A 14,744-nucleotide genomic window follows, 5' to 3' on the forward strand; every position below is an offset into this window, starting at 1 on the left:
CTGTCACGAGAGGCTGGCCGGTACCCTGGAACGATGCCCCTCGCCCGCGACACCCGGCTCGCTGTGGGCCTCCTCCGCAAAGCCCTCGCCACCCGACGCGCTCGCCGCGACCTGCGCGCGGCGCTCGACGCCCGCGGTCCACTGCCCGAGGGGCGGTTCCGCGTCGCGGTGTACTTCGCCGACGGCGCCGCGAACATGTACCAGATGCGGCAGTGGTACGCGCCCCTGCAGCACCTGGCGGAACGCTGGCCGGTCGTCGTCATCAGCCGGGCGATCCGCGGCGCCGACGCGCTCCTGCGCGACGATGCTCTGCCGGTCGCGTACGCGCCGACGATCGCCGACGTCGAGCGGGTGCTGAGCGAGCAGGACATCCGCGTGGTGTTCTACGTCAACCAGAACACCCGCAACTTCCAGATGTTCCGCTACGGGCGGCGCTGGCACGTGTTCATCAACCACGGCGAGTCCGACAAGATGTACATGACCACGAACCAGGTGACGGCGTACGACTACGCCTTCGTCGCCGGAAACGCGGCCCGCGAGCGGCTGTCGCGGGAGCTGTGGGACTACGACCTCGACCGCCGCACGTTCTCGATCGGGCGCCCGCAGGCCGACCACTACGGTGGTGAGCCGCCGTTCCCGCCCGACGAGCGCACCGTGGTGCTGTACGCCCCCACGTGGGAGGGCGACCGGCCCTCGGCGCGGTACGGCTCGGTCGTCACCCACGGGGAGTCGCTCGTCGCGGCCCTGCTCGCGACGGGACGTCATCGCGTGATCTACCGCCCGCACCCGCGGTCGGGAATCGTCGATCCGGCGTACGGGGCGGCGAACGCCCGCATCGCGGCGGCACTTCAGGCCGCGAACCGCGCCGACCCCGGCGCGGGCCACGTGCACGACACCGGCGCCGAGATGGGCTGGCAGCTCACCACGGCCGACCTCGCGGTGGTCGACATCTCGGCGATGGTCTACGACCGTCTCGCCGTGGGCAAGCCCTTGCTCATCACGCGGCCCGTGGACCCCGCGGCCGTCGTCGACGAGGGCGGCTACCTGTCGGCGTGTGAATGGCTGGATGCCGCGGCATCCGGCGACATCGTCGGACACGCCGAGCGCGTGCTCGACGACCCCGCGTCGGGTGAGCGTCTCGCGCACTGGGTGCGGCACTACTTCGGCGACACCACGCCGGGATCGGCCACCGTCCGGTTCGAGGCGGCGGTGGCCGAGCTCATGACGCGCTGGGACACCTGGCACGCGCGCGAAGAATCGCGCGACGACACCCCGCCCTCGGACTGAGGCTCCGAGCCGTCACTCCAGCGGAGCGAGCCGACCGATCGCGGCGAGGGGGATGCCGACCCAGTCGGGGCGGTTGCGCGTCTCGTAGATCGCCTCGTAGACGGCTTTGTCGAGTTCGAACGCGGCACGCAGCGTCTCGTCGTCCGTGCTCTGGGGGCCGGCGGTCTCGGCGTAGCCGTCGAGGAACGCCTGCTGGGCGGCGATGACCCACGCGCGCACCGCGGCGCCGTCGTCGTCGGCCACGGCGCCCGAGACGTAGTCGAACGAACGCAGCATGCCGGCGACGTCGCGCACGGCGACGTCGGGCTGCAGCCGTTCCGCGATGGGACGCAGCGGCTCGCCCTCGAAGTCCAGCAGCACCCAGCCGTTGCGAGGGGTGTCGAGCACCTGACCGAGGTGCAGGTCGCCGTGCACGCGCTGCAGTGCCGGCCAGGGGGCGGTGGCGGCCGCGGCGTACACGGCACGGATGCGGTCGGCGTACGGCTCCAGCGCCGGGACCTCGGCGAGGGCGATCGACAGGCGTCGCTCCCACGCACCGACCACGGCCGCGCGGTCCTCGGCGTCGGGCTCACGCGTGGGGAACGCCCGCGCGAGGGAGACGTGCATGCCGGCGACGCTCGCGCCGAGCGCGTGGGCGCGCGCAGCGAAGTCGTCGTCGGCCGCCGCGGCGTCGAGGGCGACGCGCCAGGCGTCCTCGACGCCGTCGAAGAACTCCTGCGCGAAGGCGAGCGACCCGCTGACGGGAACGCCCTCGGGCGTCACCCATGATCCGCGCACCTCGCCGATCGCGGCGGGCACGAACGCCGCACCGGCGGCAGCGAGAGCCGACTGCAGCTCCACGTCGGGGTTGATGCCCGGATGCACCTGCCGGAAGAGCTTGCAGATCACGGGAAGGCCGGCATCGTCGGGCCGGAAGATGAGCGAGGTGTTCGACTGTTCGCCGCTTAGCACGCGGGCGGTGGCGCGGGGCGCAGGCGCCTCACCGTCCGGCGAGGCGAGGGCGAAGGCGGTGAGGCCGTCGTCGGGGGTTCCCGCTGCTCCGCCGCGAGTGACCCAGGAGTACAGCAGGTCGGTGAAGGCGGGGTCGGTGGTGGCATCCGCCCACACCTGCCCCTCGTCGGCCGCGCCGATCAGGCTGCCCGGCAGCACGGAACCCTCGGCCCGCACGACGACAGGTACCTGGTAGAGGATCGCCGGCGCCGCAGCGTCGTCGCGCACGAGAAGCAGTCGCGTGTCGGTCGCGTCGAGTGCCCAGTCGGCCACGATGGTCAGCCGCGGATCGCGGCCTTTCGTGCCGTACCAGCGCTGACGCGGCATCCAGACCGCGAGGAGATCGAGGAGGTCGCCCATGCGGCGAGGCTAACGCGCCGGGGCGAACGACGCGCGGGACTTGCGCCGGAGGCCGTGTCGGTGAGATGGGTCAGGATGCCGCGCCGCGGCCGTCGTCGGCGGTCTCGCCCGTCGTGTCGTCATCGCGTGCACCCTCCGCACCCGCGCGGCGCCGACGAGGCAGGGCCTTTCGGGCCGCCGAGCCGGTGCGGCGGCCCGCGCCGCCGACGACCTCGGCGATCGCGCCGCCCACGCGGTGGATACCGCCCAGGGTCGCGCGTTCCATCGTCTCGGCACCGGGCCTCGGCTCGAGGTCGGCGGGGAGCTGGAGCGGGGCAGACCCGAAGGCCCGTCGCGCGTTGACGAGAACGCGCCGGCCGAGGAGGTGGTTCCCGGCACCTCCGACGACGGCCCCGACGCCGAAGGGGAGGGCCTTCCCGAGCCACGACGCTCCGCCGCGCGTGGCGAACTGGCGCACGAACATCGTCTTGAGGCGGTCGACGAGGGGACCGACCGCGGCGCGCGGCAGCGTCTTGGTCACCATCTCGCCCCAGTAGCTCGCGCGGGTGCCGCCGCGACCGGCGGCCTGCGAGGCGAGCTGCGACACGAGGTCGACGCCTTCTTTGCCGAGCAGTAGCGCGAGAACCAGCGCCCGACCTCGATCGGGGTCCTGCACGACGAGCCCGTGCACCTCGGCGACCGACTGCGCGTACAGCGCGGTGGCCTCGAGGAAACCGACGGTCTCGACCCCGCTCAGCGCGAGGGTCACACCGGTGCCGATACCGGGGACCACCGCGGTCGCCCCCACGGCCGCGCCTCCGGTGGTGACGGCGGCGAGGTAGCGGCGCTCGAGGATCCGCAGGATCTCGTCGGGAGCGGCATCCGGATGCCGCAGCCGGATGCTGCGGAGATGCGCGAGCACCGCGGGGCGCTGCACGGCGAGCACGCGGTCGAGCATGCGGACGGTTCGGGGGTGTTCCTCCGACCCTGCCGGGGGGAGCCCGCCCTTCCAGGGCGCGTCGTCGGGGAGGGAGTGGATGCGGTGCACCTTCTCGGACATTGAACCATCCTTGCTCGTCGCGCGCCGGGGCGAGGGCGACTTGACGACGACGTGTCGGCGCGTGCGGGGGAGAGGTCCTGGGCCCTGCCGAAGGACGGTCGGGTGAGGCCTTCGCCGCGCAGTGCCGCCGGAGGACCCCGACGGCTGACCGCGACGGTCAGACGAAGAGGTTCGCCCGCTCGAGGTCTTCGGCGAAGTCGACCTCGACCGCGTAGAGATCGGAGATGTCGAGCGGTTCGACGCGCATGCCGTCCTCGGCGATCGCGAGCTCGATGCCCCGTTCGAAGTAGTCCTGGTCGTCGACGCGCTGCAGCTGACGTTGCAGGGCCTTCTTGTCGCGCGCCGAGACGTAGTTGATGCCCACGGCTTCGCCGATGCCGCCGACGACGACCTTCGACAGCTCGGCGATGAAGCCCTCGGCATCCACCGTGTACTTCACCTCTTCGTCGCTGACATTGGCCGTGTCGACGGTCACGAAGGAACGGTCCGCGTCGATGAGTTCGACTGCGCGACCGAGGACGCGGGGGTCGAAGACCACGTCGCCGTTCATCCACAGCACTCCGCCTCGACCGCTCTTGGACAGCGCGCGCAGGAGGCTCTTCGAGGTGTTGGTCTGGTCGTACCGGTCGTTGTAGACGTAGTCGACGTGCGGGAACGTGTCGACGATGGTCTCGGCGCGGTAGCCGACGACGCTGGTGATGCGGGCCGTGCGGCCGAAGGCGGCGCGGATGTTGTCGTGCTGCTGCTGCATGATGCTGCGGCCGTCGGCGAGCACGGTGAGCGGTTTCGGCAGGCTGCGGCCGAGGCGCGAGCCCATGCCCGCGGCGAGGATCACGATCTGAACAGTCAAGGCTGGCTCCTGGGGGGATGAGTCGTCATGTCCGGTTCACCGGAATGTCACGCCTTCGTGTTCGATCGATGCTAGCGAAAAGGCCCTGTGAGGTGGCATGATTCGCGCCGGTCGTTGTGGTTTCGTGATGCCGTCCTGGGGTTGCGTCCCGCGACCCGACGTCGGGCGATGTCGGAGGTGCTTGCTAGTTTGGGGTGATGACAGCGTCGCTGCCGCAGCCCCCCGAAAATTCCTCGTCCGACACCGAGGCCGCCGCGGCGAGCGCCGAATCCTCCGAGTCTCCGCAGCCGGCCGCGAAACCGCGTGCGCCACGCGCTCCGCGTACCACCGCACCCCGCGCTCCCCGTCGTACTACCGCTCGTCCGAAGGCGACGGTCGAGGCGGCAGACGCCGCGATCGACGCGTCCGCGGACCCGTCCGAGGCCGTCGACACGCCGAAGCCCGCGCCGAAGCCGCGAACTCCCCGCACGACCGCCAGCCGCGCCGCGTCCACGGGCGTGGCGCCGCGCACCCCCGCTAAGAAGCCGGCCGCACCGCGTACCTCCGCAGCGTCCGCATCCACGTCATCCACCCCGCGTACGACGGCCGCGAGAAAGCCCGCAGCCAAGCGCCCCACGGCGAAGAAGCCGGCGACGCCCCGCGCGTCGGCGGTGACCGAGACGAGCGTCGACACCGCCACGGGGCCCGACGCGGCGGCTCTGTCGCCCGACCTCGTGATCCCCCCGCGCCCTCCGCTCCCGGTGCGCACGACGGATTCCGGCGCCTCCGCAGACGCGATCTCCCCCGACGCCGCGCCCGCGGATCCCGCGACCACGGACGCTGTGGCGGAGAACGCTGTGCAGGCGGACGCTGTGCCCGCTGACGCTGTGCCCGTTGACGCTGTGCTCGCGGATCCCGCGACCGCCGATGCTGTGCCCGCCGATCCCACCCCCGCCGACGTCGCTGTCGAGGAGCCCGTCGTCTCCGAGGCCGCCCCCGGTGGCTCCGGTGCCGACGCCGCGAGCGTCACAGCCGAGGACGAGACCGCGATCGACGCGCCGGCCGACCAGGCATCGCCGATCTCTGCCGCTCACCCCGGCGTGGTGGTCGATACGCCCCTCGCCGACAGCGAGACGGGCCCCGCCGACGCGCTCACCCCTTCGGTGGCCGACGACGCCTCGGGGGAGTCCGCGTCGGGGGAGTCCGAGTCGGCTCAGCCCGAAACGACCGAGCCCGAGGCGACCGAGCCCGAGGCCACCACCGAGCCCGCGCCGACAGAGCTCGAGGCAACGGAACCCGAATCTGCGGAGCCCCCCTCCGACCCGACGCGTCCCGATGTCCGGGTCGCTGACGAGAACGATGTCGTCCTTTCGGACGAGATAGACCCCGCGTCCGAGGCCGGGGCGACGCGCGAGTCCCCCCTCGCGTCCGAGGCCGGGCCGGCGGGCGAGACGGAGTCCTCGCCCGAGAACGACGCCCAGATCGTGCTCGACGAGCCCGAGCGGGCAGCCGATCCGGAGCCCGAGATCGCACCCCTCACCACCCCGCACTCCGGCTCCGCGTCAGCCGACACCGCCGATGCCGCCACGGCGGACGCCGACCGTGCCGACCAGCACACCGCCGACGCCGTCCCGGCGCTCACGCTGCGCGGCGTCACCAAGACGTTCGGCGAGCTGCGGGCCGTCGACGCGATCGACCTCACCGTGCCGGCGGGTTCGTTCTACGGCCTCGTCGGGCCGAACGGGGCGGGCAAGACGACCACGCTGTCGATCATCGCCGGCCTGCTGCGCGCCGACGGCGGCACCGTGCAGATCAACGGTGTCGACGCCGCCCGCCGCTCACGCGAGGCGAAGAAGCTCATCGGCGTGCTGCCCGACCGTCTGCGCACCTTCGACCGGCTCACGGGTCGGCAGCTGCTGTCGTACTACGGTGCGCTGCGCAGCCTTCCCGCGCCCCTGGTCGAGAGTCGCATCGCCGACCTGGCGCGCGCGTTCGATCTCGTCGACGCCCTCGCACGGCCGGTCTCGGACTACTCCGCCGGTATGACGAAGAAGGTCATGCTCGCCGGCGCGATGATCCACTCGCCGCGACTGCTCGTCCTCGATGAGCCGTTCGAGGCCGTCGATCCCGTCTCGAGCGCGGTCATCCTCGACATCCTGGGCACGTACGTCGACCACGGCGGCACCGTCATCCTCTCCAGCCACGGCATGGAGCTCGTCGAACGCGTCTGCTCGCGCGTGGCGGTCATCGTGTCGGGCCAGGTGCTCGCCGAGGGCACCGTCGACGAAGTACGCGGCGAGGCGACGCTGGAACAGCGCTTCCTCGAGCTCGCGGGTGGTCTGGGCGACGTGGAGGGCCTGGAGTGGTTGCACACGTTCTCCGCCTGAGACTGGCGATGATGTGGGGCGCCCTGCGGGGCGACCCCCGCGAGGTCGTCCGGCGCGTCATCGGTGTGGTCCTCCTCGTCGCTGCGGCGGCGGTCGCGGCCGTGAGTGCCGCGGGTCTCGCGGATGCCGATCGGCTGACCACCGCCGTGGTCACCGTGCTCGCGGGGTCGGCGGTCACGCTCGGCTTTGCGGTCGGTCCTCCCGTCACCGCCTCGATCGACCCGCTCGACCCCCGACGGTTCGCGGTGGTCGGGCCTGAGCCGCGGCCGCTCGCCGGCGCACTCCTGCTCGCCGGGTTCCTCAGCGTCCCGGTTCTCGTCGTTCTGGTGCTCGGGGTGAGCCTCGCCGTCGCGTGGGGCGCCCACGGGGCCGCGGCGCTCGCGAGCGTGGCCTCGGTCGTGCTCGGTCTTGCCACCTGCGTGCTGTTCGCCCGCGTCAGCATGGCGCTCGGCGCGCTCGTGCAGCGCCCGCGGCAATCGCGGGAGCTCATGGGCGTGTACCTCGTGGCCGTGCTCGTCGTCGTCGTGCCGGTGGGGGTGTTCCTCGGCTCGCTCGAATGGCGCGGGGCCGTTCCCTCTCAGCTCGCCTCGGCAGCCGAGATCCTGGCGTGGACGCCGATCGGCGCCGCCTGGGGGATCGCGTTGGCACCGTCGGCGGGGGCCGCCGTCGGCAGCCTGATCGTCGCCCTCGCCACGGTCGGTGTGCTGGCCGTCACGTGGTTCGTCCTGGTCGACCGCCTGCTCACCACCACCCGTCGTCCCGTCGCCGCCCGCGAGCGCGGGGGAATGGGATGGTTCGCGATCCTCCCCGGCACGCCCGGGGGAGCGGTCGCCGCCCGCAGCCTGTCGTACTGGCTGCGCGACCGCCGCTACATCGTGAACGTCATCATCGTGCCCGTCGCCGCCGTCGTGTCGACCGTGCCGCTGCTGGTCGCGGGTGTGCCCTTCGAGATCGCGGTGCTGCTGCCCGTGCCGATCATGGCCTTGTTCTTCGGATGGCTCCCGCACAACGACCTCGCCTACGACTCCACCGCGTTGTGGATGCACATCGCCTCGGGCGTGCGCGGTGCGCCGGATCGCATCGGCCGTCTCGTTCCGGTGCTGCTGATCGGCCTGCCGGTCCTCGCGCTCACCCTTCCCCTCGCGGTGGTGGCCCACGGCCGCTGGGCCGTCTTCCCCGCCCTGGTCGGAGTGTGTGCGGCCCTGTTCCTGGCGGGGCTCGGCCTCTCGAGCATCTCGTCGGTCGTGGCGCCTTACGCGGTATCGCGGCCTGGCGACAGCCCATTCCAGCAGCCTCAGCGGTCGGGCTCGGGGGGCGTCATGGCGCAGGGCCTCGTGATGGTGGGAGCGCTGCTGGCCGCGGCCCCCGCGATCTGGCTCACCTGGCGCGCCGTGGCGGGCGACTCCATCGACGCGATGTTCGCGCTGGCGGTCGGCGTCGGCGCGGGTCTCGTCGTGCTGGTCGCGGGTGTGGCGATCGGGGCGGCCCTGTTCGAGCGCCGCGGAACCCGCTTGATGGAGTTCGCCGAAGCGACCTGACGTGGGGTCCACCGTCCCCTCGGCGCGGTCCGCGGCTACACTGGCTGACCATGAGCACGCCTCTCGACAGTCCTGACAGCGGGGGTCTCGCGACCCTGGATCGAGAGCTCGAAGAGCTCATCCGCGAAGAGAACATCGAGCCCGGTGACCACGAGCGTTTCTCGCATTACGTCAAGAAAGACAAGATCCTCGAGTCGGCCCTCACCGGCAAGCCGGTGCGGGCACTGTGCGGCAAGAAGTGGACGCCGGGCCGCGATCCCGAGAAGTTCCCCGTGTGCCCGCAGTGCAAAGAGATCTACGAGTCGCTCATCAAGTGAGCGTCAGCCCACCTCGACGGTCGTCGTCGCCGAGGTGGTTCCGTCGGAGCCGTACAGCGCCAGCGTGAAGCGAGAGGTCCCCACGGGCAACGGGTGGACCCCGTCGCGTGCGGAGGTACGGATTTCTGTTCTCCGGTCAGCCCGCCTCGCGGTACTCCGTCGGCAGGGCGGGCTCCGACCCGCTGAGTGCGAGCGCCCGCACCGGCAACTCCTGCCGCACGCGGGCGTGGTGCGCGCGTGCGGCCTCGACACCCGCGTGGCCGAGGATCGCGGCATCCGCCTCGCCGTCGACCATGAGCGTGGCCTGGAGGGGACGGGCATCGGGATGCTCGGCGGCGGTGGACAGTTCCTCGAACCCGTCGCTGACCATGATGAGCTCCGAGGTGGCGGTCCCCCCATCGAGGGTGCGGAACGCCGCCTTGCGGCCCCCGTGCGAGGCCTTCTGCGCCGATGCCTTCGCGACACCCACCCATGAGCCGTCGGCGGATTCGCGCGCGACGAGCTTGAACACCAGACCCGCGGTCGGAACGCCGGAGCCGGTCGCGACCGACGTGCCGACGCCGTATGAGTCGACCGGAGAGGCCGCGAGCGCGGCGAGCGCGTACTCGTCGAGGTCGCTCGTGACGGTGATGCGCGTGCCCGTGGCGCCGAGCTCGTCGAGCAGCGCCCGCACCTCGCCCGCGACGATCGGCAGGTCGCCCGAGTCGATGCGCACACCGCCGAGCTGCGGACCGGCGACGCGCACGGCAGTTCGCACGCCCTCGGCGATGTCGTAGGTGTCGACGAGCAGGGTGGTCCCGCTGCCCAGCGCGTCGACCTGCGAACGGAAGGCGTCTTCTTCGCTGTCGTGCAGCAGGGTCCACGCGTGGGCGGCGGTGCCCATCGTCGGCACGCCCCAGCGGCGCCCCGCCTCGAGATTGCTGGTGGCCGAGAATCCGACGATGTAGGCGGCACGCGCGGCGGCGACCGCTGCCTCTTCGCTCGCGCGACGCGAGCCCATCTCGGCGAGCGGTCGGTCGCCGGCGGCGATACTCATGCGTGCTGCCGCCGTGGCGACGGCGGAGTCGTAGTTCAGGATGCTGAGCGCGAGCGTCTCGAGCAGCACCGCCTCGGCGAAGGTTCCCTCCACGGTCAGCAGGGGGGAGCCGGGGAAGTACAGCTCACCCTCGCGGTAGCCGGTCACCGATCCCGTGAAGCGGTAATCGGCCAGGAAGTCGAGGGTCGTGGCATCCACCACTCTCGCGTCCCGCAGGTAGCGCAGTTCGTCGTCGCCGAAGCGGAAGTCGCGGATCGCCTCGAGCAGCCGACCGGTGCCCGCGACGACACCGAAGCGGCGTCCGCCCGAGAGGCGCCGCCCGAACACCTCGAACACGCAGCGTCGCGAGGCCGTGCCGTCGCGGAGGGCCGCGTCGAGCATGGTCAGTTCGTAGCGGTCGGTGTGCAGGGCGGTGCTGCGGCTCATCGCGCCAGCCTATTCCGGCGTCGTGGGCAGCTCGGGAGTTTGTGCGCGTATTGGTACGGCCTTGCGCTGTGCCAAATTCCTGAGTTCTGCTCCCGCGAACACCCCTGAGGGCTGGATCGGCTTCGGCGCGCGCAAGTTCTCAGGAGTTCGGCACGCGCCGCCGCCGGCGCCCTGCGACCTGCGCGCGGGCGGTCTCCGCGCGTGACGCGGCTGCCGGCCGTGCCGAACTCCTGACTTTTGCGTTCGCTGACGGCCCTGGGCGCCCTCCGAGGCCGCAGCGCGCCCGAAACTCAGGAGTTTGGCACACGCCCCGCCCCGCCCCGCACCGCCCCGCCCCGCCCGGCCCCCGAGCCCCGCACCGCCCCCGCGCCCCCGCCGCAGGCGTGCGGCCCCCGCGCCCCGCTCCGATCCGTGTCGGCCCCGCCCGGTAGGCTGGGCACCTATGGACAACGCGCCGATCGGGATCTTCGACTCGGGAGTCGGCGGTCTCACCGTCGCCCGGGCCGTGTCGGCGCAGCTGCCGCGCGAGTCGATCCTCTACATCGGCGACACCGCCCGCTCTCCCTACGGCCCGAAGCCCATCGCCGACGTGCGCAAATACGCGCTCGAGGTGCTCGACACCCTCGTCGAGCAGGGCGTGAAGATGCTCGTCATCGCCTGCAACACCGCGTCGGCGGCGATGCTCCGCGACGCGCGCGAGCGCTATGACGTGCCCGTGGTCGAGGTGATCGGCCCCGCCGTGCGCACCGCCATGTCGACGACCCGCAACGGTCGCATCGGCGTGATCGGCACGGCCGGGACGATCGGCTCGCGGGCGTACCAGGACATGCTCGAGGTCAACGAGAACCTCACGGTGTTCGCCGAGGCGTGCCCGCGATTCGTCGAGTTCGTCGAGGCCGGCGTCACCGACTCGCCCGAGGTGCTCGCCACCGCCGAGCAGTACCTCGCGCCGCTGCGGCACGCCGGGGTCGACACGCTCGTGCTCGGCTGCACGCACTACCCGTTCCTCGAGGGCGCCATCAGCTACGTGATGGGTCCCGAGGTCAGCCTGGTGTCGAGCGACAGCGAGACGGCGAAAGACGTCTATCGCCAGCTCGTCTCACGCGACCTCCTGGCGAGCCCGGATGCCGTTCCGACGCACCGCTACGAAGCCACCGGGTCGTCGGCCGACGACTTCCTGCGCCTGGCGCACCGCCTCATGGGCCGCGAGGTGCGCGAGGTGCAGCTCGTGCAGACCGGCGCCATCGACCTGCCGCGCCGAGGCACGGCATCCCTTTCGTCCGAGGAGGACACATGACCCGTAAAGACGGCCGCACCGCCGATCAGCTCCGCCCCGTCACCATCGAACGCGGCTGGTCGGCACACGCCGAGGGTTCGGCCCTCGTCACCTTCGGCGGCACCAAGGTGCTGTGCACGGCGTCGTTCACCAACGGCGTTCCCCGCTGGCTCACCGGCAAGGGCAAGGGGTGGGTCACGGCCGAGTACGCCATGCTGCCGCGCGCGACGAACAGCCGCAACGACCGCGAGAGCATCAAGGGCAAGGTCGGCGGCCGCACCCACGAGATCTCGCGTTTGATCGGCCGGGCGCTGCGCGCCGTCGTCGACACCAAGGCTCTGGGTGAGAACACGATCGTCATCGACTGCGACGTGCTGCAGGCCGACGGCGGCACCCGCACCGCGGCCATCACGGGCGCGTACGTCGCCCTGGCGGATGCCATCGCCTGGGGCCGCGAGAAGAAGTTCATCGCGCAGCGCTCCGAGGTCCTGCGCGACTCGGTCGCGGCGGTATCGGTCGGCATCGTCGACGGCGAACCGCTGCTCGACCTGGCCTACGTCGAAGACGTGCGCGCCGAGACCGACATGAACGTCGTCGTCACCGGTCGCGGTCTGTTCGTCGAGGTGCAGGGCACCGCCGAGGGAGCTCCGTTCGACAAGGCTGAGCTCGACCGCCTGCTCGAGCTGGGCGTGAACGGCTGCGCCGAGCTGCGCGGCATCCAGATCGCGACGCTCGAAGGCTGACCATGCCGCGCATCGTGCTGGCCACGCACAACCCGCATAAGGTCGAGGAGTTCCAGGCGATCGTCGCCGAGGTGCGCCCCGATCTCGACGTCGTCGCCTACGACGGTCCCGAACCGGTCGAGGACGGCGTCACGTTCGCGGCGAACGCGCTGATCAAGGCCCGCGCGGCCGCGGCCTACACGGGGCTGCCCGCGCTGGCCGACGATTCCGGGATCGCCGTCGACGTGCTGGGCGGGTCGCCGGGGGTGTTCTCGGCCTACTGGGCGGGGCACAAGAAAGACTCCACGGCCAACCTCGAGCTGTTGCTCGATCAGTTGTCCGACGTCGCCGATCCGCACCGCACGGCGCAGTTCGTGTCGGTGATCGCGCTCGTGCGCTCCGACGGCACCGAAGAGACGATCGAGGGACGCTGGCCGGGCCGCCTGGCGATGCAGCCGGCCGGACCGGGTGGGTTCGGGTACGACCCGATCTTCGTGCCCGACGGCCAGCCCGCCGATGCCGAGCGGACGGTCGGCGAGTGGAGCGCGGCCGAGAAGAACGCGTCATCGCACAGGTCCCGCGCCTTCGTCGCCCTCGCGCCGCTGCTCGAGTCCCTCTGAGCGTGGAGGCGGACCGATGAGTCCTCTTCCGTCGGTGTCGATCATCGTCCCCGCCTACAACGAAGAGGCGGTCATCGAGCAGTGCCTGAACGCCATCGTGCGTCAGACGCTCCCCGCCGCCGAGGTGCTCGTCGTCGACAACCGCTCGACCGACGGCACGCGCGCGGTGGTCGAGCGCGTGCGCGCGCGGCATCCCGACGCCGGCATCCGTCTGCTGCGCCAGGACGACCGTCAGGGCCTGGTGCCCACCCGCAATCTGGGGATGGATGCCGCCACCGGCGACGTGCTCGCGCGGATCGACGCCGACACCGCCCTGAAACCCGAATGGGTGGCGCGGGTCTCGCACATCTTCGCGTCGACAGACGTGGATGCCGCGTCGGGACCCGTCGAGTACTACGACCTGCCTCTGCGTGCGGTCGGACACCAGATCGACGATGCCTTCCGGCGCCTGCAGGTGAAGCTCGCCGGCGACTTCGTGTTCCTGTTCGGCAGCAACATGGCCGTGCGGCGGGAGGCGTGGCACGACGTGCGGGAGTTCCTGTGCGACGACGAGGCCGATGTGATGCACGAAGACCTCGACATCGCCATCCACCTCGCCCTCGGGGGGCGTCGGATCGGCTACTTCTCGCGGATGGTCGCGGGCATCGGCGCGCGGCGCCTCGACGACCGCCCTCGGGACTTCCGGCGTTACATCGACCGTTTCGAGAACACGTACGCCGCGCACGGCATCCGCGACGTGCGACTCCGGGCTCCGATGGCGGTGTTCCTCGGCGTGTACCCGGCGCTGCACGCGCATCGGCGGATCCAGGCGCAGCTGAACGCACGTCGGCGCTGACCTACAGCGCGGTCGGGCGACCGGGTCGAGCCGGGGCAGCCCAGTCGGGTCCCGCGGGGGAGCCCACCGACACCGGTTCTCATTCCCGACTACCGCGATATCACGCGGCGCCCGCGGTGCGCGGCCTAGCCTGAAGTCATGCACGATCACGCGCCTGCCGGCGGCATCCGCGATGCCGGCAACAGACGTCTGCTCACCATCGCTCTCACCCTGACCGCATCGGTCATGGTCGTGCAGATCGTGGGCGCGATCCTGTCGGGCTCGCTCGCCCTGCTGGCCGACGCGGCGCACATGTTCACCGACGCGGCCGCGCTCGTGGTGGCGCTGATCGCCACGGCGATCGCCGCCCGCCCGGCCGATGATCGCCGCACGTTCGGATACCAGCGTGCCGAAGTGCTCGGCGCGCTCGCGAACGGCGTCATCCTCATCGCGCTGTGCGCCTGGGTGGGCGTCGAGGCCGTGCAGCGGCTGCTCGCCCCGGCCGACGCCGAGGTGCAGGGCGGGCTCATGCTCGTCGTCGCGACGGTCGGCATGATCGCCAACGCCGTGTCGATGTGGGTACTCGGTCGCGCGCAGAAGCGCAGCATCAACGTGCGCGGCGCGTATCTCGAGGTGCTGGGCGACCTGGTCGGGTCGATCGCGGTCATCATCGCGGCGATCGTGATCGTGACGACCGGATTCGCGCAGGCGGATGCCATCGCCTCACTGCTCATCGCGGTGCTCATCGTGCCGCGTGCCATCGGCCTGCTGCGCGAGGTCGTCGTCGTGCTCACCGAGTCGGCGCCCGTCGGCGTGCACGTGGCCGAGATCCGGCAGCACCTGCGCGAGGCCGACGGGGTGGTCGACGTGCACGACGTGCACGTCTGGCAGCTCACGCGGGGCGCGCCGGTGTTCAGCGCGCACGTGATCGTCGACGACGCGGCGCTGTCGGACGGTCGCGCCGCCGCGATCCTCGCGACGCTGCAGGGCTGCCTCGCCGAGCACTTCGACGTGGAGCACTCGACCTTCCAGCTCGAGCCCGCGGGGCACGTCGAGCACGACTCGCGGCACGCGTAGCGCCGGGGATTCCGCCGGGCTCGGTC

14 protein-coding genes are annotated in these 14,744 nt (G+C 71.8%); 9 read left to right on the top strand and 5 right to left on the bottom strand.

The window, feature by feature from the left end; genetic code table 11:
- The first annotated feature begins 33 nt into the window (after positions 1-33).
- Positions 34-1,287: a hypothetical protein gene (locus BJP65_RS15675; protein WP_070409726.1), complete on the top strand. Its 1,254-nt coding sequence runs from the start codon at positions 34-36 to the stop codon at positions 1,285-1,287.
- A gap of 12 nt (positions 1,288-1,299) precedes the next feature.
- Here the strand turns inward: BJP65_RS15675 and BJP65_RS15680 are convergent, their stop codons facing one another.
- The 4 genes from BJP65_RS15680 to BJP65_RS17070 all read right to left on the bottom strand — a co-directional run bounded on the left by BJP65_RS15680 (position 1,300) and on the right by BJP65_RS17070 (position 5,205).
- Entirely contained in the window at positions 1,300-2,637 is a 1,338-nt protein-coding gene (locus BJP65_RS15680; RefSeq protein ID WP_070409727.1) for a hypothetical protein, read from the bottom strand.
- A gap of 70 nt (positions 2,638-2,707) precedes the next feature.
- Positions 2,708-3,676 (bottom strand): hypothetical protein, encoded by a 969-nt coding sequence (locus BJP65_RS15685; RefSeq protein ID WP_070409728.1) that lies wholly within the window; start codon positions 3,674-3,676, stop codon positions 2,708-2,710.
- A 157-nt stretch (positions 3,677-3,833) separates the two neighbouring features.
- Entirely contained in the window at positions 3,834-4,526 is a 693-nt protein-coding gene (locus tag BJP65_RS15690; protein ID WP_070409729.1) for an NTP transferase domain-containing protein, read from the bottom strand.
- A 184-nt stretch (positions 4,527-4,710) separates the two neighbouring features.
- The gene (locus tag BJP65_RS17070) at positions 4,711-5,205 is read right to left on the bottom strand and encodes a hypothetical protein (RefSeq protein ID WP_258027501.1); all 495 of its coding nucleotides are present in this window, start codon (positions 5,203-5,205) and stop codon (positions 4,711-4,713) included.
- Between the two features lie 187 nt (positions 5,206-5,392).
- On the opposite strand from BJP65_RS17070, the gene BJP65_RS16375 reads away from it, so the two are divergent.
- From BJP65_RS16375 to BJP65_RS15710, 3 genes are read left to right on the top strand one after another with little or no spacing between them, the layout of a single operon-like run.
- Positions 5,393-6,892 (top strand): ATP-binding cassette domain-containing protein, encoded by a 1,500-nt coding sequence (locus tag BJP65_RS16375; protein ID WP_258027502.1) that lies wholly within the window; start codon positions 5,393-5,395, stop codon positions 6,890-6,892.
- Positions 6,868-8,430 carry a hypothetical protein gene (locus BJP65_RS15705; RefSeq protein ID WP_070409731.1) on the top strand — a complete coding sequence of 521 codons (1,563 nt, stop codon included), beginning with the start codon at positions 6,868-6,870 and terminating at the stop codon, positions 8,428-8,430. Before BJP65_RS16375 ends, BJP65_RS15705 begins: the two co-directional genes overlap by 25 nt.
- Before the next feature lie 50 nt (positions 8,431-8,480).
- Positions 8,481-8,747, top strand: coding sequence for a DUF3039 domain-containing protein (locus tag BJP65_RS15710; protein WP_055836348.1), 267 nt, complete (start codon positions 8,481-8,483; stop codon positions 8,745-8,747).
- A 136-nt stretch (positions 8,748-8,883) separates the two neighbouring features.
- Here the strand turns inward: BJP65_RS15710 and BJP65_RS15715 are convergent, their stop codons facing one another.
- Positions 8,884-10,209: a nicotinate phosphoribosyltransferase gene (locus BJP65_RS15715; RefSeq protein ID WP_070409732.1), complete on the bottom strand. Its 1,326-nt coding sequence runs from the start codon at positions 10,207-10,209 to the stop codon at positions 8,884-8,886.
- A gap of 442 nt (positions 10,210-10,651) precedes the next feature.
- On the opposite strand from BJP65_RS15715, the gene murI reads away from it, so the two are divergent.
- The 5 genes from murI to BJP65_RS15740 all read left to right on the top strand — a co-directional run bounded on the left by murI (position 10,652) and on the right by BJP65_RS15740 (position 14,718).
- Positions 10,652-11,506, top strand: coding sequence for a glutamate racemase (gene murI, locus BJP65_RS15720; RefSeq protein ID WP_055836356.1), 855 nt, complete (start codon positions 10,652-10,654; stop codon positions 11,504-11,506).
- A complete protein-coding gene (rph, locus tag BJP65_RS15725) occupies positions 11,503-12,228 on the top strand; it encodes a ribonuclease PH (RefSeq protein ID WP_055939699.1) in 726 nt (241 codons plus the stop codon). Before murI ends, rph begins: the two co-directional genes overlap by 4 nt.
- Positions 12,229-12,230: 2 nt before the next feature.
- A complete protein-coding gene (gene rdgB / locus BJP65_RS15730) occupies positions 12,231-12,827 on the top strand; it encodes an RdgB/HAM1 family non-canonical purine NTP pyrophosphatase (RefSeq protein ID WP_070409733.1) in 597 nt (198 codons plus the stop codon).
- A gap of 16 nt (positions 12,828-12,843) precedes the next feature.
- Positions 12,844-13,662: a glycosyltransferase family 2 protein gene (locus BJP65_RS15735; protein WP_070409734.1), complete on the top strand. Its 819-nt coding sequence runs from the start codon at positions 12,844-12,846 to the stop codon at positions 13,660-13,662.
- Positions 13,663-13,800: 138 nt separating this feature from the next.
- Complete coding sequence (locus BJP65_RS15740; RefSeq protein ID WP_070409735.1) at positions 13,801-14,718, top strand: cation diffusion facilitator family transporter; 918 nt, start codon at positions 13,801-13,803, stop codon at positions 14,716-14,718.
- Positions 14,719-14,744: the final 26 nt, after the last annotated feature.

It is taken from the genome of Microbacterium sp. BH-3-3-3, from assembly GCF_001792815.1.
GTDB lineage: Bacteria > Actinomycetota > Actinomycetes > Actinomycetales > Microbacteriaceae > Microbacterium.

Excerpts from the sequence above, each read along its gene's own strand:
- BJP65_RS15735 (WP_070409734.1), top strand. The coding sequence starts at position 12,844 with ATGAGTCCTCTTCCGTCGGTGTCGATCATCGTCCCCGCCTACAACGAA.
- BJP65_RS15685 (WP_070409728.1), bottom strand. The coding sequence starts at position 3,676 with ATGTCCGAGAAGGTGCACCGCATCCACTCCCTCCCCGACGACGCGCCC.
- murI (WP_055836356.1), top strand. The coding sequence starts at position 10,652 with ATGGACAACGCGCCGATCGGGATCTTCGACTCGGGAGTCGGCGGTCTC.
- rph (WP_055939699.1), top strand. The coding sequence starts at position 11,503 with ATGACCCGTAAAGACGGCCGCACCGCCGATCAGCTCCGCCCCGTCACC.
- BJP65_RS15715 (WP_070409732.1), bottom strand. The coding sequence starts at position 10,209 with ATGAGCCGCAGCACCGCCCTGCACACCGACCGCTACGAACTGACCATG.
- rdgB (WP_070409733.1), top strand. The coding sequence starts at position 12,231 with ATGCCGCGCATCGTGCTGGCCACGCACAACCCGCATAAGGTCGAGGAG.
- BJP65_RS15675 (WP_070409726.1), top strand. The coding sequence starts at position 34 with ATGCCCCTCGCCCGCGACACCCGGCTCGCTGTGGGCCTCCTCCGCAAA.
- BJP65_RS15710 (WP_055836348.1), top strand. The coding sequence starts at position 8,481 with ATGAGCACGCCTCTCGACAGTCCTGACAGCGGGGGTCTCGCGACCCTG.
- BJP65_RS15680 (WP_070409727.1), bottom strand. The coding sequence starts at position 2,637 with ATGGGCGACCTCCTCGATCTCCTCGCGGTCTGGATGCCGCGTCAGCGC.
- BJP65_RS15740 (WP_070409735.1), top strand. The coding sequence starts at position 13,801 with ATGCACGATCACGCGCCTGCCGGCGGCATCCGCGATGCCGGCAACAGA.